Origin of the sequence: Pyxidicoccus sp. MSG2 (assembly GCF_026626705.1) — a bacterium.
Lineage (GTDB): Bacteria > Myxococcota > Myxococcia > Myxococcales > Myxococcaceae > Myxococcus.
Genome location: NZ_JAPNKC010000001.1, coordinates 9251945 through 9272930, shown reverse-complemented (window position 1 = coordinate 9272930; position 20986 = coordinate 9251945). Strand labels below are relative to the sequence as shown.

At 70.7% G+C, this 20986-nt stretch carries 14 protein-coding genes; 2 read left to right on the top strand and 12 right to left on the bottom strand.

Features of this window, described 5'->3' with window-relative positions:
• Window positions 1-57: 57 nt before the first annotated feature.
• A complete protein-coding gene (gene dgt, locus OV427_RS36400) occupies window positions 58-1479 on the bottom strand; it encodes a dGTP triphosphohydrolase (protein ID WP_324290074.1) in 1422 nt (473 codons plus the stop codon).
• Between the two features lie 276 nt (window positions 1480-1755).
• On the opposite strand from dgt, the gene OV427_RS36395 reads away from it, so the two are divergent.
• The gene (locus OV427_RS36395; protein ID WP_267860824.1) at window positions 1756-2271 is read left to right on the top strand and encodes an OmpA family protein; all 516 of its coding nucleotides are present in this window, start codon (window positions 1756-1758) and stop codon (window positions 2269-2271) included.
• 3 nt (window positions 2272-2274) lie between these two features.
• On the opposite strand, the gene OV427_RS36390 is transcribed toward OV427_RS36395, so the two are convergent.
• From OV427_RS36390 to OV427_RS36380, 3 genes are all read right to left on the bottom strand, one after another.
• Complete coding sequence (locus OV427_RS36390) at window positions 2275-3933, bottom strand: GMC family oxidoreductase (protein WP_267860823.1); 1659 nt, start codon at window positions 3931-3933, stop codon at window positions 2275-2277.
• 134 nt (window positions 3934-4067) lie between these two features.
• The gene (locus tag OV427_RS36385; RefSeq protein ID WP_267860822.1) at window positions 4068-4964 is read right to left on the bottom strand and encodes a PilZ domain-containing protein; all 897 of its coding nucleotides are present in this window, start codon (window positions 4962-4964) and stop codon (window positions 4068-4070) included.
• Window positions 4965-5099: 135 nt separating this feature from the next.
• Window positions 5100-7655 (bottom strand): PAS domain S-box protein, encoded by a 2556-nt coding sequence (locus OV427_RS36380; protein ID WP_267860821.1) that lies wholly within the window; start codon window positions 7653-7655, stop codon window positions 5100-5102.
• Between the two features lie 334 nt (window positions 7656-7989).
• Here OV427_RS36380 and OV427_RS36375 point away from each other — a divergent pair, with 334 nt between their 5' ends.
• Window positions 7990-9207, top strand: a complete 1218-nt coding sequence (locus tag OV427_RS36375; protein ID WP_267860820.1) for a M20/M25/M40 family metallo-hydrolase — start codon at window positions 7990-7992, stop codon at window positions 9205-9207.
• Window positions 9208-9262: 55 nt separating this feature from the next.
• Here OV427_RS36375 and OV427_RS36370 read toward each other — a convergent pair whose 3' ends face one another.
• The 8 genes from OV427_RS36370 to OV427_RS36335 form a co-directional block, all read right to left on the bottom strand.
• Entirely contained in the window at window positions 9263-10990 is a 1728-nt protein-coding gene (locus OV427_RS36370) for a DUF3616 domain-containing protein (protein ID WP_267860819.1), read from the bottom strand.
• A 336-nt stretch (window positions 10991-11326) separates the two neighbouring features.
• On the bottom strand, window positions 11327-11794 hold the full coding sequence (locus tag OV427_RS36365) for a hypothetical protein (protein WP_267860818.1): 468 nt from the start codon (window positions 11792-11794) through the stop codon (window positions 11327-11329).
• Between the two features lie 5 nt (window positions 11795-11799).
• Window positions 11800-12858, bottom strand: coding sequence for a hypothetical protein (locus OV427_RS36360; RefSeq protein WP_267860817.1), 1059 nt, complete (start codon window positions 12856-12858; stop codon window positions 11800-11802).
• A 78-nt stretch (window positions 12859-12936) separates the two neighbouring features.
• A complete protein-coding gene (locus tag OV427_RS36355; protein WP_267860816.1) occupies window positions 12937-13488 on the bottom strand; it encodes a response regulator transcription factor in 552 nt (183 codons plus the stop codon).
• The gene (locus OV427_RS36350; RefSeq protein WP_267860815.1) at window positions 13475-14848 is read right to left on the bottom strand and encodes an ATP-binding protein; all 1374 of its coding nucleotides are present in this window, start codon (window positions 14846-14848) and stop codon (window positions 13475-13477) included. Before OV427_RS36350 ends, OV427_RS36355 begins: the two co-directional genes overlap by 14 nt.
• A 67-nt stretch (window positions 14849-14915) precedes the next feature.
• Window positions 14916-16457: a DUF1501 domain-containing protein gene (locus OV427_RS36345; RefSeq protein WP_267860814.1), complete on the bottom strand. Its 1542-nt coding sequence runs from the start codon at window positions 16455-16457 to the stop codon at window positions 14916-14918.
• Window positions 16458-16462: 5 nt separating this feature from the next.
• Window positions 16463-18133 carry a DUF1800 domain-containing protein gene (locus OV427_RS36340; RefSeq protein ID WP_267860813.1) on the bottom strand — a complete coding sequence of 557 codons (1671 nt, stop codon included), beginning with the start codon at window positions 18131-18133 and terminating at the stop codon, window positions 16463-16465.
• Window positions 18134-18368: 235 nt separating this feature from the next.
• Complete coding sequence (locus OV427_RS36335; RefSeq protein ID WP_267860812.1) at window positions 18369-20780, bottom strand: serine/threonine-protein kinase; 2412 nt, start codon at window positions 20778-20780, stop codon at window positions 18369-18371.
• Between the last annotated feature and the right edge of the window lie 206 nt (window positions 20781-20986).

Below are 20986 nucleotides of genomic sequence, written 5' to 3'. Positions count from 1 at the left end.
CCGCAGACGGGTGAGGGGGCCTCGGCACAGGAGGCGGAGCGCGCGAGGCCCCCGTCACTACGTCGGCAGCTTGATGCCGGACAGGCGTTGGAACAGCTCCACCGCGAAGCCGTCCGTCATCCCGGAGATGTAGTCCGTCACGCAAAGCAGGCGCTGGTACATCGACAGCCGCGCAAGGGCTTCGCGGATGGCCTCGTCCCGCGAGTCGGGCTCCTTTCCCTCGACCTGCACGTGCTCCGGCCGCTGGAACAGCTCCAGGGGAAGCAGTTGCCGCAGCTTCTTCTGCTCGCGGTCGGGCGTGTCCGTCACCACCGCGGACGCGAACATGTCCAGCAGGCCGCCCAGGGTCTTGAAGCCCGCGCTCTCTATCTGCAGCACCCGCTCGCTCTCGTATCCGTAGCGACGGGTGAGGTCCTTGATGTCCTTCAGCGGCTTGCGGACCTCATCGCGGACCGAGACGAGGGATTGCTCCCAGCGCCCCTCCTCCATGGCCTCGACGTTGTCCAGGAACACCTTGACAGACGACTGGATGAGCACGCCGATGGCTCGCGCCCGGGCTTGTGCCATCCGCGTCTCCAGGTGGGCCGGAGGCCCCCGGATGTCTGCCTTCGCTGGCGGCAACACCGCGTCCAGCAGCTCACACGCCAACTTCGTGGGGATGAGCCCCAGCTTCGCCGAGTCCTCCAGGTCGATGACCGCGTAGCAGATGTCGTCCGCCGCCTCGACGAGGAAGGCCAACGGGTGCCGGGAGAACACCCCCGGCTCACGCTCCACCAGCCCCACCGCCTGGTACGCGTCCAGCGCCAGTTCGTGGTCGTCCTGGAAATAGCCAAACTTCTTCTCTGACACGCACCCCTTCACCGGCGCCCGTCCATTGGGAAGCACCGAGGGACGCGGGTATTTGCTCATGGCGCCGAGCGTAGCCGCCGTATAGCGAAGCCCACCCCGACGCTCGCGAGACTGGAGCCGGTTGAGGATGCGGAAGCCCTGGGCGTTGCCCTCGAAGCTCTCCAGGTCCTTCCACTGCGACGGGGATTCGAAGGGACACGGGCGACCGCCCTGGGGGGAGCCCGGCTCCGCGAGACGTTGCGCCACCCAGTGCTGGATGGCCGCCTCTCCCGAATGCCCGAAGGGAGGGTTGCCAATGTCATGCGCCAGGCACGCCGCCGCCACGATGGTCCCCAGATGCGAGGGCTCCACCTTGACGTCCCGCGAGCGCAGTCCCCGGCCCGCGAGCTGCCCCAGGGAACGCCCCACGCACGACGCCTCGATGCTGTGGGTCAGCCGCGTGCGCGTGTAGTCACTCGTGGAGAGCGGAAACACCTGCGTCTTGTCGTGCAGACAGCGGAACTCGCTGGAAAAGACGATGCGGTCGTAGTCCCGGTCGAAGTCGGTGCGCTCGTCCTGGAGGAGGGCATCGTCGCCCACGAGGGGACGCTCCTGGACGGCCTCCACCGGAGCCTTCGCGCCCGAGCCCACCCGGTGCGGCGAGAGGAGCTGCCGCCATCTCTCCGTTCGACTGCTGCTGCCCACGGCTGCCTCGCTATCCGAAGGGACCTGACGTCCCATGCTGCTCTGGCCCCGGCGCGAGGCAAGTTTTCCCGGGCACACACCGGACACCTGTCGCCCACCAGGCCGGCGAGCGGGCCCCGCGCTCCCTGCCCCGGGAACATCTCCGCGCTGGACGTGGCGGGTGCGCGTGGGCAGCCTTGCGCGCCGTTCCACCCTTCACCTTTCGAACCGAGGAGTCCTTCCATGAAGCTCAAGGCCCTATGCCTCTCCGTGTCGCTGCTGGCCCTCCCGGGAGTGGCCTTCGCGCAGAGCCCGCTGGATGCCATCAAGAAGACCGCGGGCGACGCCGGCAAGGGTGCCGTCGAGAAGCGCGTCAACACGAAGCTGATGGACGAGGGCCGGAAGAACCAGTGCAGCTTCAAGACGGGCACCGCCACCCTGGAGCCCGGCTGCGACGCCAAGCTGAAGAAGCTGGCCTCCGCGCTCATCGACGCCAAGAAGCAGCTCGATGGTGCCGGGGCGAAGAGCTACAAGTTCGAGGTCTCCGGCCACACGGACTCGTCCGGTGACGCCGCGAAGAACAAGAAGCTCAGCGAGGAGCGCGCGAACACCATCGTCAAGGAGCTGGTGTCGCGCGGCGTGGCCCGCAACGAAATCATCGCCGTGGGCTTCGGCTCCGAGAAGCCCCTGGTCAAGCCGGACGACACGGCGGCCAAGAAGGCGAAGAACCGTCGCTACGAGCTGCAGGTCCGCCTGTAGTCCTCAGCGCGCTCCCGCGGCTACGGAGCCCACGGAGCCCGCGGTCCTCGCCGCGGGCTCCACCACCGCGTCCGTCTCCCCGCGCGGCAGCTCCTTCGACGCGGGGACGAACGTCATCGCCCGCTCGGCCAGCGCGGTGATGGTGAGCGACGGATTCACGCCCGGGTTGGCGGAGATGGCCGAGCCGTCCACCACGTAGAGCCCGTCGTAGCCGAAGACGCGGTGGCGGTGGTCGATGACGCCCGTCCCGGCCGAGTCCCCCATGCAGCACCCGCCGAGGATGTGCGCGGTGGTGGGGATGCCCAGCAGCGTCTCGCTCACCATCGTCATCGGGTAGCCGTCCAGCTTGTCGGACACGCGCTTCGCCAGGTCGAAGGCCTCCGGCATGTTGGAGGTGGGGGCGGGCCCTTCCTGAAGCCCCGTCCTCACGCCCCGGCGCAGCGCCGTCGTCAGCCCGCGCCCGCGCCGCATGCGCAGGTGCCCTTCCAGTGTGCGCATGTAGAGGAGAATCATCGTCCGCCGCGCGAAGTCCGGGACGAACCACGCCTTGAGGAAGCGCACCGGGTGGCGCGCGAGGATTCCGAACAGGCGCGCCAGCCGTGTGAACATCGTGGCCCCGGGCACCTGCGGCGCCATCAGCAGCCGGAAGAAGCCCGAGCCCTCCGAGTAGCGCACCGGCTCCAGGTGCGAGCGCTCGTCGGTGTGCAGGATGGAGCCGATGGCGATGCCCTTGGACAGGTCCTGCTCCTTGCGCCCGCTGACGATTCCGATGAGCGCCTCGGAGTTGGTGCGCACGCCGTCGCCCAGCCGGTCCGACAGGCGCGGCAGCCCGTCCGCGTGCTCCTTCAGCTTCAGCAACAGGTCCATCGTCCCCAGCACGCCGCCGGCGAAGATGACGTTGCGCGCGGTGAAGCGCACCTTCTCCCGGAAGAAGCGCCGGGTGCCGCGCAACGCCTCCACCTCATAGCCGCCCTCCGGCAGCGGGCGCACCCACGTGACTTCCGTGTCCGCGTGCAGCGTGAGGCCGCGCTTCTCCGCCAGGTACAGGTAGTTCTTGTCGAGCGTGTTCTTGGAGTCGTGCCGGCAGCCGAGCATGCAGCCGCCGCACGAGATGCAGCCGGTGCGCGCGGGGCCCTCGCCGTTGAAGTACGGGTCCTTCACGGTGACGCCGGGCTCGCCGAAGTAGACGGCCACCGTGGTGGGCTGGAAGTCGGTGCGGCCCAGGTCCTCGCCCACCTCCTTGAGCACCTTGTCCGGGAGGGTGGTCAGCGGGTTGACGGTGGCGCCCAGCATCCGCCGCGCGGTGGCGTAGTGCGGCGCCAATTCCTCCTTCCACCCTGCGAGGTGGCCCCACGAGGGTGACTGGAAGAAGTCGTCCTTCGGGATGGGCAGCGTGTTGGCATAGACGAGCGAGCCGCCCCCCACGCCCACGCCGGACAGCACCGTGACGTGGCGGAAGAACGTCATCTTGAACAGGCCGCGCCAGCCCAACTGGGGCATCCAGAGCCAGCGTTTCAAGTCCCAGTTCGTCTTGGGGAAGTCCGGTCCGCGCAGCCGCTGGCCCTTCTCCAGCATCACCACGCGGTAGCCCTTCTCGGTCAGCCGCAGCGCGCTGACGCTTCCGCCGAATCCCGAGCCGATGATGAGCCAGTCGCAGTCCATGGCCGTCCGCCTCCCAGTCCCATAACGGGGGCCGCCAGGCGCGTCACCCCGGGCCGGCCCCCGAAAGGGCCCACTCTATGCCAGAGCCGGGGCCTGTCCGGGGCACGGAAGCGCGAGCGCTCGCCTGCTCGCGGCTAGGTGTTGCCCAGCAGCCGGGTGACCGCCTGGAGCACCGAGGCCGCGGTGGCCGGGTGCTTCACGTACGCCGCGGGATTGAGGTTCGTCAGCCGGCCCACCAGCGAGTCCGGGCCACTCACGTTGACCATGACGATGCGCGCCCCGGGGCGGCCGGCGGCCCGGAGCACGTCGAGCGCCGTGCCCGTGTCGACGACGATGATGGGCGCCGGCCTGTCCGGCGGCTCCGGCTCCGAGATGACGCGCAGGGACTGCTCGGTGAACAACTCCGTGACGAGCGTCATCAGCTTCGCATCCAACAGCCGCACCAGGACGACGGGCCGCGTGTCCACCTCCTGGGCCCTCGCGGCCTGGGGCGCGGGGCCCTTGCCCAGCTCGCGCACGTCCGTCTTGAGCAGCTCGATGACGTCCGACTTGAGGACGCTGCGCACGCGCTTGAGCAGCGACGCATCCGCCGCGAGCAATTCCTTCAGCCGGCGCTCCGCGTCCGCCGGAAGGTGGGTGAAGGCCACGCCCATCTCGTCCTCGCGGGCCCAGGCCACCTGGCCCTGCGCGAGCACCGGCTGGGGTGTGTCAGGCAGGCGGATGCGCAGCTCCAGGGTGCTACCCACCGGCAACACGCGAGACGTCTTGATGGCCAGACCGCCGGCCCCGACATTCTTGGTGTACGCGCGCACGACGTCGGCATGCGTCGCGAACGACAGCTCGAGCACCGCGTCCGCACGCACCGGACGCGCGGGCATCGCGCTCCCCTCGGGCGGCAGCGCCCCCAGCTCCAGCAGGACGTCCCTCAGCAACTCCAGGCGTTGCTCCTGCTCGGAGCTCAGCGGCTGTGACTTCTGCTTCGCGTGGAGGGCGTTGTACTCCTCCAACACATTCCCGTGCGCTCGTGCCATTCCCATTCGACGGTCCCCCGTACCCACGCGTGAACTCTATCGTTCTCCGCGCGGCCACGGAGGCGGGACGAAGCGCACCCATCACGGGTCAAGCCCGCCCCGCCAGCGAAGCGAGCAGGAGCGCGAGCGCCCGACTCACGCGGAGGCACCGTCCTGTTCCAAGGTGACGGGAGCCACGTCCGTCCCGTCCCTCGCCGGGTGCAGCGGCAGGCGGATGATGACGGTGGTGCCCTCCCCTTCCTGGCTCTCCAGCGTGAGCTGACCGCCGTGCTGCTGGACGATTTCCCGCGCGATGTAGAGCCCCACCCCCAGGCCGCCCCGGTCATGCACCGTCCCCGCGTGGGGCCGGTAGAAGCGGTTGAACAGCCGGGCCTGCTTGTCCGCGGCGATGCCAATGCCCTCGTCCCGGATGGACACCCGCGCCGAGTCCCCTTCGGTGGCCACCGTCACCTCCACGGGCGCCGCCGCCGGGGAGTAGCGCGCGGCGTTGTCGAGCAGCGCCACGAGCACCTGCTCCAGGCGGGCCGCGTCTCCCCACACGGCAATCTCTTCGTCCGCGCGCACGTGGATGGGGTGGCGCGGGTGCAGCTCGGCCATCCGCCGCGCCGTGTCCTCCACCAGGGACTTCAGCTCCAGGGACGCCTTCTCCAGCTGCATGCGCCGCAGGTGGAGCTGGGACACGTCCAGCAGCGTGCGCACCACGAGGTCGATGCGGTTGGCGCCCCGGTCAATACCCTCCAGCAGCCGGCCCAGCGCGGTGTCGCGGCCCGCGTCCGTCTTGAGCGCCAGCTGCGCGAAGGACTTCATCACCGTCACCGGCGTCTTCAGCTCGTGGGCCGCCATCCGCACGAACTCGTCCTTGAGCCGGTCGAACTCCACCGTCTCGCTGATGTCGTGGAGGACGACCACGGCGGCCGCCACCCGGCCCTCCTCGTCGCGAATGGGGGCCGCGTTCATGCGCAGCACCCGCTCACCCCCGGGATTGACGGCCCGGACATCGCAGTCCAGGACCACCTCGCCCCGCAGGGCCCGGAACAGCGGCAGCGCGTCGCGCTCCAGGGGGACGTCGTCCATGGTGCGCAAGGAGCCGTCATGCCCGGTGCCCCCTTCCACGGCCGCTGCCGCGGGAAGGTTCGCCTCGCACATCCTCTGGCCCGCCTGATTCACGAAGGAGAGCCGGCCGTTCGGGTCGGCCACGAAGACGCCCTCCACCATGTGGTCGATGATGGCCCGCAGCTCGGCGGAGCGGCGCCGCAACTGGGCCAGCAGCCGCTGGCGCTCCTCCTCCGCCCGGCGGCGCCCGGTGATGTCCGAGACGAAGGCGTAGACGCGATGCGCGCCGTCGGTGGTCACCGCGGAGAGACTCGCCTCCACTGGGAATACCGTGCCGTCCCGCCGCACCGCGAGCGCCTCCAGGCGGCAGGCGGGGATGAGGGGACAGCCCCGGGTGATGATGTGCTGGAGCTGGTGGTTGCGCTCCACGCGGTCCTCGGGCCTGCAGAGGAGGTCCACCGCCGGGCGGCCGAGGATGTCCTCGCGGCGCCAGCCGAACATGTGCTCCGCCCGGGTGTTCCACGTCACCAGCCGTCCCTCGGCATCCACCGCGGCCACGCCATCCAGGGACGTCTCCAGCACCTCGCGCAGCATGCGCTCGCTGCGCTCCAGCGCCTCCCGCTCCCGCTCGTGCTCGGCGAGCGTCCGGGACAGCGCCCGGACGCGCAGGGTGCGCATGCCGGCCACCAGGCCCGCGAGGAGGGCCACCCAGAGGGTGGCGCCCACCGCCTGGAGCGTGACGTGCAGCCGGCGGGAGTCGGCGAAGAGCCAGTCCCGGTCCGTGGAGACGTGGACCGTCCACCCGGCGCCATCCACCTGCGCCTTCTGCGTGTGCAGCTTCTCTCCCAGCCGGTGTGCCTGCTCGTAGGCGCGCAGGTCCGCGACCGACAGCTCCTGGACGGCGGGGGTACCCGCTCCATTGCGCGCTCGCGTCCACGTCACGAGCTCCGCTTCTCGGGGATGGGCGAGGAGCCGTCCGGAGCGCGTCACGACGTAGAAGGTCTCATGCGGCGCGGTGTTCGCCCGGGCCACCAGCGCCACCAGTTGAGGGAGGACGACGTCCACCGTGACGACGCCTCGCGGCGCGCCTTCCACGCCCCCGAAGGCCATGGAGAGGGTGGAGTAGACGAGGTCCACGTCGAAGTAGGGCTCGGTGAGCAGGGGGGTGCCCTTCGCCTGGAGGCCCTGCTGGTACCAGGGCCGGTGGTGATAGTCGTAGGCCGGCGTGGACCACTCGTAGGTGAGGACGATGTGCCGCGGGTCGTCGAGCTTCCGGTGGGCATAGACCCCCACCCTGCGGAGGCCCGGCTCCAGCGCGTACGGGCTGAACCACACGCCGATGCCGTAGATGGACTCGGGAGAAGTGGACGCCAGCGTGCCCTGGATGAGCGTCTCCACGGCGGAGCGCTCGCGCAGCGGAGCAGCCAGGGTCGCCACGGTGCGCGTCACCTGCCCCGCCGTCTCCAGGCGGCTCTGGAGCTGGCCGGCGAGCTGTTCGGCACGGTCCTGCTGCTCGAGCAGGGCCTCGCGCTCCAGGCTGGCGCGGGCGAACCTGTCGAAGGCCATCAACCCGGCCGTGATGGCGAGCCCCAGTCCGAGCGTCACCGCGATCAGCAGCCAGCGTGACGAGCGCAACATGGCACTCCTCCACGCTTCCCGCCGGCCCCCCATCCCCGGCCGGCTCCGCCCGCATCCGCCGTCAGGCGGGAAGAGAGGTGTCCCGGGCCCATGCCTTGAACGTGGGAGACGCGGGAAGCAGCGGCAAGCAGCGCGCGTGACATGCCCCCGGGCGGCCGCCCAGGAGACGCGCCCCTGCGCCCTGCGTCCCCTACCCCCGGGCCTGGGGGCTCTGTTCACTTTACAACACTGCTGATATTTCAGTTAATTTAGGTATTTCTCGAAAAGCAGGATGCCGCCCCGCCGTGAGGGCCGCGTCGCGCGGACCCTGTCCCCCCGCAAGAGGAGCTGTCGCATGAAGAGGTTCATTTCCGTTTCCCTGTTGCTGCTGAGCACGTCCCAGGCCTTCGCCGAGCAGCACAAGGCAGCCCCCAAGGATCGCGAGCTGTGGATCACCCTGGGCGCGGAGGCCGTCGCGCCCATGCGCGAGTCCTTCAAGAGCGCGGGCTGGGAGGAGCCCACCGCCGTCCTGGCGAAGGACCAGGTCTCCGTGTTCCGCGTGAAGGAGTCGCAGTTGTCGCGGCTCGCGACGCTGATGCACGAGCGCTTCAACCGCTGCGCGGGCTTCATCACCCACGAGACGCAGGAGGAGGCCGTGGCGTCGCTGCAGCCCGCCCCGGCGGTGGCGCCGCAGAACCTGGTCACCTACACGCTCGACAACGCCACCACGGTCAACGCGCTGATGGGCTCCGTGCTGGAGACCAACGTGCGCAGCACCATCACCTCGCTGTCGAGCTACTCGACGCGCTACTACACGTCGCAGACCGGCGTGGACGCGGCCAACTGGCTCTTGTCGAAGTGGAAGAGCTACGTGCCGGCCTCGCGCACCGACGTCACGGTGGAGCTGTTCCGGCACGCGAGCTGGGCCCAGCCGTCCGTCATCCTCACCATCCGCGGCACCACCCTGCCCAACGAAATCGTGGTGGTGGGCGGGCACCTGGACTCCATCAACTCCTCCGGCGGCAACGCGCCGGGCGCGGACGATGACGCCTCGGGCGTGGCGACCTTCACGGAGGTCATCCGCGTGGCCATGACCCGCAACTACCGGCCGCAGCGCACGGTGAAGTTCATGGCCTACGCCGCCGAGGAAGTGGGCCTGCGCGGCTCCAAGGAGATCGCCGCCTACCACAAGAACAACGGCCTCAACGTGGTGGGCGTGCTCCAGCTCGACATGACGAACTACAAGGGCTCGAGCTCCGTGGATGTCGTCGTCATCACCGACTACTCCAGCTCCGCGCAGAACACGTTCCTGCGCAACCTCATCACCACGTACGTGAAGATTCCGCAGGGCAACTCGTCGTGCGGCTACGGCTGCTCGGACCACGCCTCCTGGTACAACCAGGGCTACGCCGCCTCCATCCCCTTCGAGGCGCCGCTGGGCTCGGACAACCCCTACATCCACACGGCGAGCGACACGCTGTCGCGCTCGGGCAACACCGCGACCCACGCGCTGAAGTACTCCAAGATCACCGCCGCCTACGTGGCCGAGCTGGCCAAGGGCACGGCGCAGTAGTCGCCTGCAGCCTCGCGGGCCTCCGTGCACTTCGCGGAGGCCCGCCGGGCCCTTCTCAGTCCACGCGGAAGACGACGTCCGTGAAGGACTGGCTGGAGGTCGACAGGTCCTTGCACTCCGTGCCGCCCACCAGGCGCGAGCCCATGTCGAACAGGACCTGAACGTCCTTCGTACCGGGGTACGGAATCACCGTCTCCGGCGCGGAGTTGGTGGGCGCCGTCAAGTCCCTCACCTTCACCGGCGCGCTGCTCGCGTCTCCGCTCCACTTCCACAGCGCGTAGGGCCCCGCGCTCTCGTCGCGCGGCCCGCTGAGGATGAGCACCGCCTGGTGGGCCTCGGACCACGCAAGACCCCGGATGCCGTTGCCTCCCAGGTCCATGCGGAGGGCCTGACCGAACTTCGCCCGGGTGCCCGTCAGCACCGCGTCGGGGTTGGTCAGGGTGACGAGCAGCGCGCTCGTGCCCACCTGCGGATTGCGGAAGCCGAGGACGAGTCCTCCCCCCGGCAGCGCGGCCAGACCCTCCACGTTCGTCCCATTCAGCTTCGGCGCCAGGTCCGGCACCGTGGGCTCCGACAGCCGGGAGCGAGCGTTCAGCAGCGAGATGACCGTGGCGTCGGGCTGGAGCCAGTTGGCCGCATCCAGCATGTCCTTCAACAGATTGGAGGTGCTCCCCGCGACCTGGAGCGACATGGCGGGCACGGTGCCCGCGAGGTCGATGGCGAAGAACCGGTAGCGAGAGGACTGCAGCTCCCCGTCCTTGTTCCGCGCCTGCGACGTGGTGACGTAGACGCGGTTCCCCACGCGCGCGGCATCCTCGAAGTCCGCCTCGTCCGAGGAGGACAGGCCCAGCGCGCTGCCCAGGTCCTTGCTCTGGACCGCCGTGGCGCTCTGGCCCTGCGGGAAGATGCGCGCCGTCTGCGACTCGTCGTTGAAGTTCAGGAAGCGGGTCGAATCAATCCACACGCCACCCGAGCCGTCGCAGGTTCCCTTGTACGTGCCCGGGTTCGGGTCGAGACCGGTGCCTCCGTCCGACGAGGTGCCTCCGTCCGACGACGCCAGGTCCCACGTCACCGTCAGCTTGGGGCGGGCGCTCTTCGTCGAGTATTCGCTCGAGCGCAGTTCCAGTCGGTTGTCGTTGTCCTTGTTGGCGAGGATGAGCCCCTGGTTGCTGGCGGGCGTCGTCACCCACCTCTGGACGGCGCTCAGGCCCGCCGCGTTCAGCGTCACGGTGTACGTGCCCGTCGCGGCGGCACGGAGGGAGCCGACGGAGGCCGTGTTCCGGTCACCACTGCCGTCCGCGCCGTTCGACGCCCAGTCCGTGCTGCTGTCTGCCCGCTTCCACGTGACCTGGCTCTCCGTCCACGCGCGCGTCAACTCGTAGAAGTCGTAGGTCTGGTCCGCTTTGTCGGACACGGTGACGGTGAGCGTGGCGGAGCGGATGAGGGCATTCGCCGGAATGGCCGACACGTCCCACTTCAGCAGGATGAAGTTCTCGTTGCCGCTGCCCGCCGGGGTGTCACCGCTCGCGGAGAGGCTGGTGTCACCGCCGTGGTTGGCGTCCGGGGACTCCTCCTCGATCATCGCGTCGCGGGTGCCCGCGTAGCTCGACGTCGGAGCCACCCCGTCCTGGAACGAGGCGCTCTGTGCCCCCACGAGCTCCGTCGTGGAGCGGGCGAGCCCGGCCTCCTCGTCAGAGCCCTCGGGCTCCTTCGGTCCACACCCTGAAGCGAGCAGGAGGCCTGCCGCCAGCACTGCGACGATGGGGAACTTCAGTCCAGACATGTCCACTCCCTTGGCGCCCATGGGCGCGAGGGGCGGACGGTCCCCCACTCCCATCCGGACGGACTGTCACGAGTGGGTGGAGAGTCCGTGGACCGGTTGTGACGCGCAGTTCATCCGCGGGCCTGTCGCGCCGGGCGCGAGCGGCGGGATGCGACTCCGGCCGCTTGAGGTCGCCTCCTCGCCGGCCTCGACCTATTGCGCCGCGCGGGGGCTGGAGGCTGCGGTTCCGGCAACTGCGCGCGGGATGGGCTCCTCGGGGGAGTGGGCATCTCGGGCAGCATCATCAGCATCCACAGAATGTCGAGCATGGACGGACCTGGCGACGGGTAGGTGGGGTCAGAAGCCCCGGAACAGCGGACGGCCATGGGACAGCCAGGGCCACGGAATCCCGAGCGCGATGAGCAGCATCGCCACGAGGAGGCCCACCGCCCACACGCGGTGCTTCCGCTGGGCTTCCCCCGCACGGCGGCTCAGCGCGGACGCCACGTGCGCGGCGATGAGTGCCAGCAGCATCATCACCGGGTGCTCCAGGCTGAAGAACCGGAGGAAGGACACGGACAGGTTCGTCCGCAGTGCCTCCATGGACCTCGGCGTGAGCGGGCTGAGCGCGAAGTAGAGCGTCATCCCGAGCAGCAACTGGAGGTCGAAGGCGGAGACGAAGAACAACTGAAGACGTCGGTCTGCGGGTGTCCACGCGCGGGCGCGCAGCCAGCCGAGCAGGGACCTGCCGAGCGTCAGCACGCCGAGCACGACCACGCCCCAGCGCAGCCACGAATGCAGGAAGAGCACCACCGCATAGAGCATGTCGTTCACCTGTCGGCCCGCATGGGCGGCATGGCTTCAATCCACCGCTGGAGGAGCGCGTGGCCCCGCTCGTCGACGACATGCGTGGCCAGCGGGGGCATCTGCGCGGCGGACCCGCGCTGCGCCACCCGGTGCAGCAGCGTGCTGTGCTTCACGTCGCCCGGCGCCACGCGGAAGAAGTCACCCCCGAACAGGCCCGAGGTGCGGAAGAGGGACTTCACGCCCACCGCCGTCCGCCACGTGTCCGTCTCCGCGACGGAGCCGAGCTCCGCCACCTCCAGGCGCAGGTGCAGCCCGGACGTGCTACCCAGCGCCGTGGGGTTGGCGTTGTGGCAGGACACGCCGCAGTTCATGTGCAGGTAGCCCAGCGCTTCCGCGTCCACGGGCGTGCCGGGGATGCGCGGTGGGGTGCCGGGGGCGTGAGTGAGGAGCCCCTTCTGGACGAGCCGCTCCAGCGTCAGGCCCCGCGCTCCTGAGTGCGCGAGCGCCACCGCCTCGAAGCCGAGCACTCCGTCCCCTCGCCCGCCATGACACGCCTGACAGTCGGCCTGGCTGGGAATCTCGTAGTCATTCGTCCCTGGGACGTGTTGCTCGCCGTCCGTGAACTCCAGCGCGGTGCGCTCGTCGTCGCTCCAGCGGTACGTGGTGCGCAACCACGTGTTGTCGGGCCGCTTCCACAAGAAGCGCGTCTCGATGCGGCGGCCCTTCCACGAGAACTCCTTCCAGAGCTTCGTGCCCGGCGGGAAGCGCCACTCGTCCATGCGCGTGCTGTCCACGCGCGTGCCCGGCGGCAGGAAGATGAAGCGTGACTTCTCCAGGCCGTCGCTCCAGAGCGGGAGGCCGGGCTCGAAGGGACGCACGTCGGCGGGCACCGTCTTCGTTGCCCAGCCCATGCCGCCCTCGCCGTACAGCCCCGTGCAGGCCAGGTGCTGGAGGCCTTCGCACCGGATGCCGCCGTCAGTCTCCGTCCAGCCCGGCGCATCCTGGGCGGGCTTCCGGTTGCAGCCCCAGCCGGAGAACACCATGAGCATGAGAACGAGCGCGCCCGTGCGCGGAGTGGACATCCAGCCTCCCGACATGCGCCACCCTAACGGCGGGCTCGGAAGGGCTCGTGCGTCTTGATGACGCACCCGTGCGCGGACTCACTTCGGAACGGGGTGCTTCGCCAGCTTGCGCTGCAGGCTGCGGCGTTGGATGCGCAGCAGCCGCGCGGCCTGGGAGATGTTGCCTCCGCAGTCCGCGAGCACGCGCTGGATGTGCTCCCACTCCGCGCGCGCCAGTGAGGGCACCTGGTGCTCCCGGGCCGCCGCCTCGCCCTCGGGCAGCGTGGCTCCGGCGAAGGCCAGCAGGATGTCGTCCACGTCCGCCGGCTTGGTGAGGTAGTGCGTGGCCCCTCGCCGCACGGCCTCCACCGCCGTGGCGATGCTCCCGTAGCCCGTAAGCACCACGAGCGTGGCACGCGCGTCCATCGCCCTCATTTCGCGCACCAGCTCCAGCCCGGAGCCATCCGGAAGGCGCAGGTCGATGACCGCGTACCCGGGGCGCAGCTCGCGCGCCCGTTCGAGCGCCTCACTCGTGCTGGCCGCTCCGTGCGCCGCGAAGCCATGCCGGCCGAAGGCGCGCACCAGCCGCTCGCGGTAGGGCTCGTCATCGTCGACGACGAGCACCGTGGGCGTCACCTCACCCTGCCCCATGGACGACCTCCGTCCGGCAGGGCAGCTCCAGCATCACCCGCGTCCCCCGTCCCTCTTCGGAGGTCAGCTCCAGCCGGCCTCCGCACAGCTCCGCATACGTCTGGCTCAGGAACAGACCCAGCCCCATACCCTGCCCAGGCGGCTTCGTCGTGAAGAAGGGCTCGCCCAGGCGCGGCAGCAGCGCACGCGGAACGCCGACGCCCTGGTCCTCCACCGTGAAGCGCAGGCGCTCCGCATCCCCGCGCGCCGACACAGTGACGGTGGCCTGGGTCGCGTCACTCGCCTGGAGCCCGTTGCGCACGAGGTTCGCCAGCACCTGCACCAGCCCGCGCACGGGGCACCAGAGCGGCAGGTCCGGCCCCGCGTCGAAGTGGAGGCGCGCCAATTCCGCCGCCCCCAGTTGCTCGCGCAGCCGTGCGAGCACCGCGCCCGTCGTGGTGCGCTCGGGCAGCTCACCGAGCGAGCGGCCGGCCCGCGCGCTCATGCGCTCCAGGATGTCCCGGCACCGCTCCACCTCGTCGCGGATGAGGCGCGCATCCTCCAGCGCCTCGTTCGGCTCCTCCAGGATGAGGGACTCCAATTCGTTGGCGGCGATGGCGATGGTGCCCAGCGGCGTGCCCAGTTCGTGCGCCGCGCCCGCGGCCAGGGTGCTCAGGGACGCGAGCTTCTCCGCGCGGGCCGCGAACTGCTGGGCCCGGACCACCGCCTCCTGCCGGTCCTTCAGCGCCGCCGCCACCCGCGCCACCACGAAGACGATGACCAGCGCCGTGAGGACGAACGCCACCCACATGCCGAGCTGGTGGAGCGAGCCCCAGTCCCCTCCGCCCGTGACCTGCGGCAGCGGGACGTGGAAGGCGAAGAGGCTCGCCTGGCCCAGCACCGCCACCCCAGCGATGAGCACCGTCCAGCGCGGGCCCAGCACGAGCGCGGCCAGCGTCACATGGACGAGGTACAGCATGCTGAACGGGTTGGCCGGCCCACCCGAGAGGGCCAGCAGCCCCGTCAGCAGCAGCAGGTCGAACGCGAGCACCCCACCCAGCAGCGCCGGGCGCACCGTGGGGGTGCGGCGCAGCCACAACGCGAGGACGAGGTTGGACACCGCCGTCGTCGCCACCAGCGCGAGCAGCGGCACCACCGGCAACTCCAGCCCGAAGCCTCGCGTGGCGACGGCCACCGTCAGCGCCTGCCCGGCCGCAGCATGCCAGCGCAGCCGCACCAGCCACTCCAGCGCGATGGCGCTGGACGACAGCCGCGCCACCATGTCCCGCGCCGTGCGACGGAAGGCACGGCGCGGCGGCTCCTGCGTCAGCACCGGGGCGCCGTGCAGGGCGGCCCGGGCGTCGGTGGGCGCGCTGGACACGCCAACCTTCATACCCCCCGGGCCGTCACGGGGCGAGTGCGTCAAGTTGACGCACTCGCCTGCCTGCCTACGCGTCCGGCAGCAGGAAGCCGACCTTGTAGGCGCGCGCGGACGCGGGGAAGCCCCTGGCGATGGCGTCGGCGACGTAGCCCGCGATGTTGGGGAAGGCGTAGTCGCGCTCCGCGGCCGTGGAGAGCCCCAGCCACGAGGCGAGGCTGTACCCGTACTGGTCCACCGTCAGTGAGGGAATCCAGCGCCCCTTCGAGTCGACGGTGTCCAGGTTGTTCACCGCGCCGCCCGACAGGTCCAGGTTCGGGAAGGTGCCGTAGAGCCGGCGCCCCTGGACGCGGTCTCCAATCACGAAGGCGTGATTGCCCCACCCGTGGTCACTCCCCTTGTCGGAGTTCTCCAGCAGCGTCCGGCCGAAGTCGCTCATGGTGAAGAGCGTGGCCTGCGGCGGGCTGGCCCCGAAGGCGCTCTCCGTCTTGAGCAGCGTCATGGCCTGATGGAAGGCGTTCAGCGAGAAGTCCAGCTGCGTGAGCAGGTCCTCCTGCGTCGGCCCCTGGCCCACGTGGGTGTCGAAGCCGCCGAGCCCCACCGAGAACTCCTGCCGCCGCACGCCGAGCCCTCCGCCCACCGTGGGCATGGCCCCGGCGATGAGGTCCCTCAGCGCCTGGTAGAGCTGCGTGTGCAGCGACCAGCTCGCGCTGCCCGCTGGCGGGACGAACAGCGCATCAATCGCGTCGCGCGTCGCCTGCGGGAGCGTGGCCCAGGCCGCGTCCCGCGCGGCGGTGCGCGCGGCGGCGAAGGTCTGCGCCGTGATGAAGACGCCGCCGTAGGACGCCTCCAGGGTGACGCCGTTGTCGAAGCCCACCACCTGGGCGAGCGCGTCGTTCTGGAGCGCGTTGAAGTTGGCGTCGCCCAACTGCCGGAACGCGAGCGTGCCGCTGGGGGACACCATCATCGGCTGGCGCACCGCGCCCGCGGAGAAGAGCGCCTTGCCTCCGAACGAAGTGACTTCGGGGTACTCGCCCGGGTTGAGGCCGGCGAGCTTGTCCGCCGTGCGGCCGCCCCACCCCGTGGCCTTGCCCACGAGCGACAGCGGCAGGGAGATGGTGGACGGGTTCGCGATGGCGCTCGCCCAGGCATCCTGCTGGTCGGCGTGGGAGAAGAGGTTGTCCGGCCGGGCCACCGTCTCCGAGGTGTAGTCCGACTTGCGCATCGGCAACACGAGCGGCCCCACATTGCAAAGCACGGCGGCGCGCTCCTGCTCGAAGAGCGCCTGGAGCTTCTCCAGCGCGGGGTGCAGCCCGTACGAGCCGGCGGCCTGCCCCACCGGGTTGATGGGCCGCAGCAAGCCCGGGTCGATGCCCAGGTTCGGCCGCGCCGCGAGGTACTGCGCATTGGGGCCCGCCGTCAGCGGGACGATGACGTTGTTGCCGTCATTGCCGCCTAGAAGGAAGACACACACCGTCGCGCGGTAGCCCGCGTAGCCGCTCAGCGTGGCGGCCTCGGCGCTGCCCAGCCACTTGGGGAGCGTGGCCGCCGCGGCGAGGGCGCCCAGGGTGCTGGAGGCGCCTTGGAGGAACTTTCGTCGTGAGAAGGTCATGGGGCTCACCGCTGGATCTGGAACTCGGGGGAGAGGGACGTGAGAAAGAGGGCCAGCTTCTTCCTGCGCGTCAGGTCGCCCGCGCGCGGGTCGGTGACGGCGTTGTAGACGGCGAGCTGGAGGTCCGACGACATCGTGTCGTGCAGCAGGTAGCGGTCCAGCCAGAGCACCTGGTCATTCGGGTCCGTGGGCAGCGCGCTCAGGTCGATGAGGACGCCCGCGGTGGCCGTCGCCGTCGCGTAGAGCAGCTCGTGCACGAAGTTGGCGCGCGCCGTGACGGTGGCCGTGTCGAGGATGGCGAACTCGGGGCCGAGCAGTCCGTTGCCGCCGGGCGCGGGCGTGTTCGGCGGGTAGTAGCTGAAGACCGACGGCGGACGGGGCACGTACTGGTTCATCGAGCGGCTCCAGCCGTTGAGCTTCGCGCCCGGGTCCTTGCCGGCCGTCGTGTCGAGCTGCCCGTTCAGCCACCGGACCGCGGTGGTGATGAACAGCGCGGGCGGGCGGAGGTGTCCGAAAGTCGCGTACTGCGCCAGTGGCGGCTGCGGGCCGCGCGCCTCGTCGTCCTCCAGGATGGCGCGCACCACCGCGCGCAGATCTCCGCGCTCGCCGCTGCCATTGTTCTTGAAGACGTTCACCACCCGCTGCACGTACGCCGGGCTGGGGTTGCTGGTGACGAGGTGCTGGATGAGCTGCTTGGAGATGAAGGGCGGGACGTTGGGGTCGTCGACGACGTTGTCGAGCGCCTCCTTGAGGTGCTTCGTGGCACTGCCCCCGTCGGTCGTCGCGAAGTTGCGCAGGAGCACCTTCGACGTGGAGTCATGGTTCACGTCGCAGCCAATCATGGGCTGCGCATAGCTGGCCGGGTTGGACTTGCCGACGGTGGGGCACGCGGCGCCGCCGTACGTCCAGCCGGAGAGCGCGTGGGCGAAGGCCTGGACCTGGGCCTCGGTGTACGCGGGCTTCGGCGCACCCGTGACGTTGTCCAACACCACCGTGCCGTCCTCGTTCAGCTTGTGCAGGCCGAGCGAGAAGAGCTGGAGCATCTCCCGCGCGTAGTTCTCGTTCGGTTCAATGGGCTGGCCGTTCGTCTTGAAGGCCTTGTTGTTCGCCATGTCGAGGAACGTCCCCATGGCGGGGTCCTTCGTGACGGCGTCGAGCAACTGGCGGAAGGTGCCGAAGGAGCGCGCGGAGAGCAGGTTGAGGTAGCCCGCCATCGCCAGCTTCGGCTCCGACTCGGGAGTGGACATGACCTCGGGGATGCCCGTCTGCGAGGCCACCAGCACCTGGCTCAGCGCGAAGGCCACCCGCTGCCGGAGCTGGTCCTGTCCCGTGACGGCGTTGACGAAGAACTGCGAGCCCAGGTCCGTGCTCGCGCTCGTGCCGTCGAGCAGCGAGCGCGGGGCGTTGAACTGCTCGGTGAGGGCCTCGGAGATTCCGACGTCGACCACGTGCTCCACGGAGTCGATGGGCGGAGTGGTCGCGCCGAGCGCCAGGCGCGGGCCGAAGGTGGCCTGCTCCAGGAAGCGGATGGCGTTCTCCTCGGAGGGCGTGTCGAGCGGTTCGACGGCCTGACGCGCCTCCGCGAGGGGCGGGGCGGGTGGACCTCCAGGAGGGTCCTCCTCCGGCACGCAACCAGCCGCGAGCACGGTGAGGGCGAGGGCGAGACGTCGGGTCATCCGGGACTCCTTGTTCGAGCGACGCTGTCGAGCACCCGGGGCTTCCGCTCCCGGGCGGCCAAACAGGATTTTGGCTGATTAACTGTATTTATCAGCTAAAGCCGCTTTTCAAGGATGCGCCGGGTTGGGCACCCAGCCTGCCGTCGCGACCGCGGACGCTGGGCACGAAGCCCGCGGCGCGGGGGCGCCATGACGGGCACGAGCTCGGGCATCGGCTTCGGGACGGCGGCTCAGCTCACGCGGACCAGATGGCCTCGATGCGGGTGCGCACCTTGCGGCGGGCCTCGGTGAAGCCGGGCAAGGCCCGCAGCGGAGTGAGCGCCGGGCAGCGGTCCAGCCACTCCAGGTCGATGAGCGCCATGTCCGCCGCTCGCTGGAGGTAGCGCAGCGCGGGCTCGGCCTCGCCCCGCAGGCAGAGCTGCTCGGTGGCGAGCTGGCAGAGCATCGACGCGAAGCGCGGGCTCACCCGGCGCGACAGGAGCGCGTCCATCTGGACCATCATGGCGCCGGGCTCCACGTCCCCCAGCACGACGGAGCAGTAGTTGGCCGCATGGTGCGCCACCGGGTCCAGCTCGTCCGCCAGCAGCGTCCTGCACCGCCGGACCTCGTCGAGGTCTCCACTCCACGCGGCCACGCGCATGCGCAGGGTGAGCGTGGCCAGCCCCAGCAGAGGCTGCGTCTGCAGCCGCGCCAGGGATGCGCGGTACCCCTCCGGGTCCCCACGCAGCGCGCTGCAGCGGGCCACTTCCAGCAGGGCGACGACGAGCGCGGGGTCCAGGGCATACGCGAGCTTCAGCCGCTCCATCCCCTCGCCGGCCCGGCCCGCCTCGCACTGGAGGTTGCCGAGGCTCGCCAGCGCCGGTGCGAAGGTGGGTGCCTGGTCCAGCGCGCCGCGCAGCGCCACCACGGAATCACGCCACCGGCCCTCGTGCGTGGCCAGGATGGCGCGCGCCAGCTGCGTCTCCACCAGCTCGGGCGCCACGCGGAGGGCGCGCTCCAGGCTGGCCCGAGCCACGGCCTCCCAGTCGCGCTCCTTGTCCGACACGCGGAGGAACCAGGCCCTCAAGGAAGACACGGCGTGCAGCGCCACCGCGGGCGGGAAGTCCGGCGCCAGGGAGAGGACCTGCTCCAGCGGGCCGATGAGGTCATCGCTCGGCCCCCGGGGCACGTGGCTCTGCCGGGACAGCACCTGCCGGTAGAGCGCCAGCGCCTCCTCGGGGACGGTGTCGCGATAGGGCAGCAGGAGCAGCTCGTTGCGCAGCGCCTCCGCCATCCGCTGCGCCAGCCGGTCCTGGAGGGCGAAGACGTCGTCGCCCGTCTCGTCGAGCCGGCCGCTCCAGAGCTGGGTGCCGGACGCGCCCTCCACCAGCCGCAGCGTGGCGCGCACCGTCCGGCCCATGCCCTGCAGCGTTCCGTCCACCAGCAGCCCCACGCCCAGCTCGCGCCCCGCCACCCGCGGGTCTCGCTCCTGGCGGAAGCGAGCCGTCGCGCCGCTGCTCTGCACCCGCAGCCCGCGCGTGCGCGACAGCAGGTCGATGAGCGAGTCCGTCACGCCGTCCCCCAGCGACTCCAGCTCGCGGGGCCCCACGAAGCGCAGCGGCAGCACCGCCAGCGCCTGCTCCACCGCTCGCAGCAGGGTGCGCGGCGTATGGCGCGTCGGTGGCGTCACGGGCGGCAGCGCCCTTCCCGTGGACGTGGCGGCGCCGGGAAGGGGCGTGGCCGTCACCTCCACGGGCTCACCCACGGAGGTGAGCCAGTCCCGCAGCGCCGCCGCCACCACGAGCGCCCCACCGGGCCGCTCCGAGGGCTCACGGGCGAGACAGGCGAGGACGAGCGCCGCGAGCGCGTCCGGCACCGGGGCGCGCAGGCGCGGGTCCGGAGGGGGCTGTCGCAGCCGGGCGAAGGCCACGGCCATGGCCGACTCCCCGGTGAAGGGCGGCTCGCCGGTGAGCAACTGGTAGAGCACCAGCCCCACGGCGTACAGGTCCGCGCGCGCATCCACCTCGCCGCTCTCGAGCTGCTCCGGCGACATGTAGAGGGGCGTGCCCACCAGGCCCTGCGTGTGCGAGGCCGCTTCGCCCGCCACCGCCCGGGCGATGCCGAAGTCGGTGAGCACCACCCGGCCTCCGGCCTCCACCAACACGTTGGCCGGCTTGAGGTCCCGGTGCACGACGCCCGCGGCGTGCGCCGCGGCCAGGCCTTCGCAGAGCGCCAGCACGATGCGCGCGGCCCGCGCTGGCGCGAGGGCGCGCTCGCGCTCCAGCAGCGCCTGGAGATTCTCACCCTCCACGTACTCCATCGTCAGGAAGAGGCGCCCGGTGTGCTCGCCCAGGTCGAAGGTCCGCGCCACGTGGGTGTGCGAGATGCGACGGGCGAGGCGGACCTCGCGGCGGAAGCGCTCCAGCCACTCCGGCGCCGGGGTGGGGCCCAGCTCCAGCACCTTCAGCGCCACCACGTCGCCCACCAGCGTGTCCCGCACACGGTACACGGCGCCCATGCCGCCCCGGCCCACGAGACCCAGCATCGTGTAGCGCCCGGCGAACAGCTCCGCGTCTCCAGTCGCCTCCGCCAAGTCGGGCCGCTTCGGAGCGAGCACTGTTGCATCGATGCCGTCTGGCGGCGCGGTGGGGTCTTTCTCCTCGGACAAAGCGGCCGGAGTGTATCCGCACCTGCTCCAGCGCGCCCGGCAATCTCCGGAGCGGGACTTCCGGGTTTTCGCCTGTCCGTGGCGTGTCGGGAGCTGGGGCCGGGACACCTCCGTCCGCGCGAGGAAGTCAGGGCATGACGCCGCCTGCCTGGTCGCCCAAGGAACGGGCGCGGAGCGGGCTCCTCCTGCCAGTGCGAGCGGGCGGC

Coding starts and splice junctions, on each gene's coding strand:
- OV427_RS36395 (WP_267860824.1), top strand. CDS start 1,756: ATGAAGCTCAAGGCCCTATGCCTCTCCGTGTCGCTGCTGGCCCTCCCG.
- OV427_RS36380 (WP_267860821.1), bottom strand. CDS start 7,655: ATGTTGCGCTCGTCACGCTGGCTGCTGATCGCGGTGACGCTCGGACTG.
- OV427_RS36355 (WP_267860816.1), bottom strand. CDS start 13,488: ATGGGGCAGGGTGAGGTGACGCCCACGGTGCTCGTCGTCGACGATGAC.
- OV427_RS36345 (WP_267860814.1), bottom strand. CDS start 16,457: ATGACCTTCTCACGACGAAAGTTCCTCCAAGGCGCCTCCAGCACCCTG.
- OV427_RS36385 (WP_267860822.1), bottom strand. CDS start 4,964: ATGGCACGAGCGCACGGGAATGTGTTGGAGGAGTACAACGCCCTCCAC.
- OV427_RS36375 (WP_267860820.1), top strand. CDS start 7,990: ATGAAGAGGTTCATTTCCGTTTCCCTGTTGCTGCTGAGCACGTCCCAG.
- OV427_RS36370 (WP_267860819.1), bottom strand. CDS start 10,990: ATGTCTGGACTGAAGTTCCCCATCGTCGCAGTGCTGGCGGCAGGCCTC.
- OV427_RS36390 (WP_267860823.1), bottom strand. CDS start 3,933: ATGGACTGCGACTGGCTCATCATCGGCTCGGGATTCGGCGGAAGCGTC.
- OV427_RS36340 (WP_267860813.1), bottom strand. CDS start 18,133: ATGACCCGACGTCTCGCCCTCGCCCTCACCGTGCTCGCGGCTGGTTGC.
- OV427_RS36360 (WP_267860817.1), bottom strand. CDS start 12,858: ATGTCCACTCCGCGCACGGGCGCGCTCGTTCTCATGCTCATGGTGTTC.
- OV427_RS36365 (WP_267860818.1), bottom strand. CDS start 11,794: ATGCTCTATGCGGTGGTGCTCTTCCTGCATTCGTGGCTGCGCTGGGGC.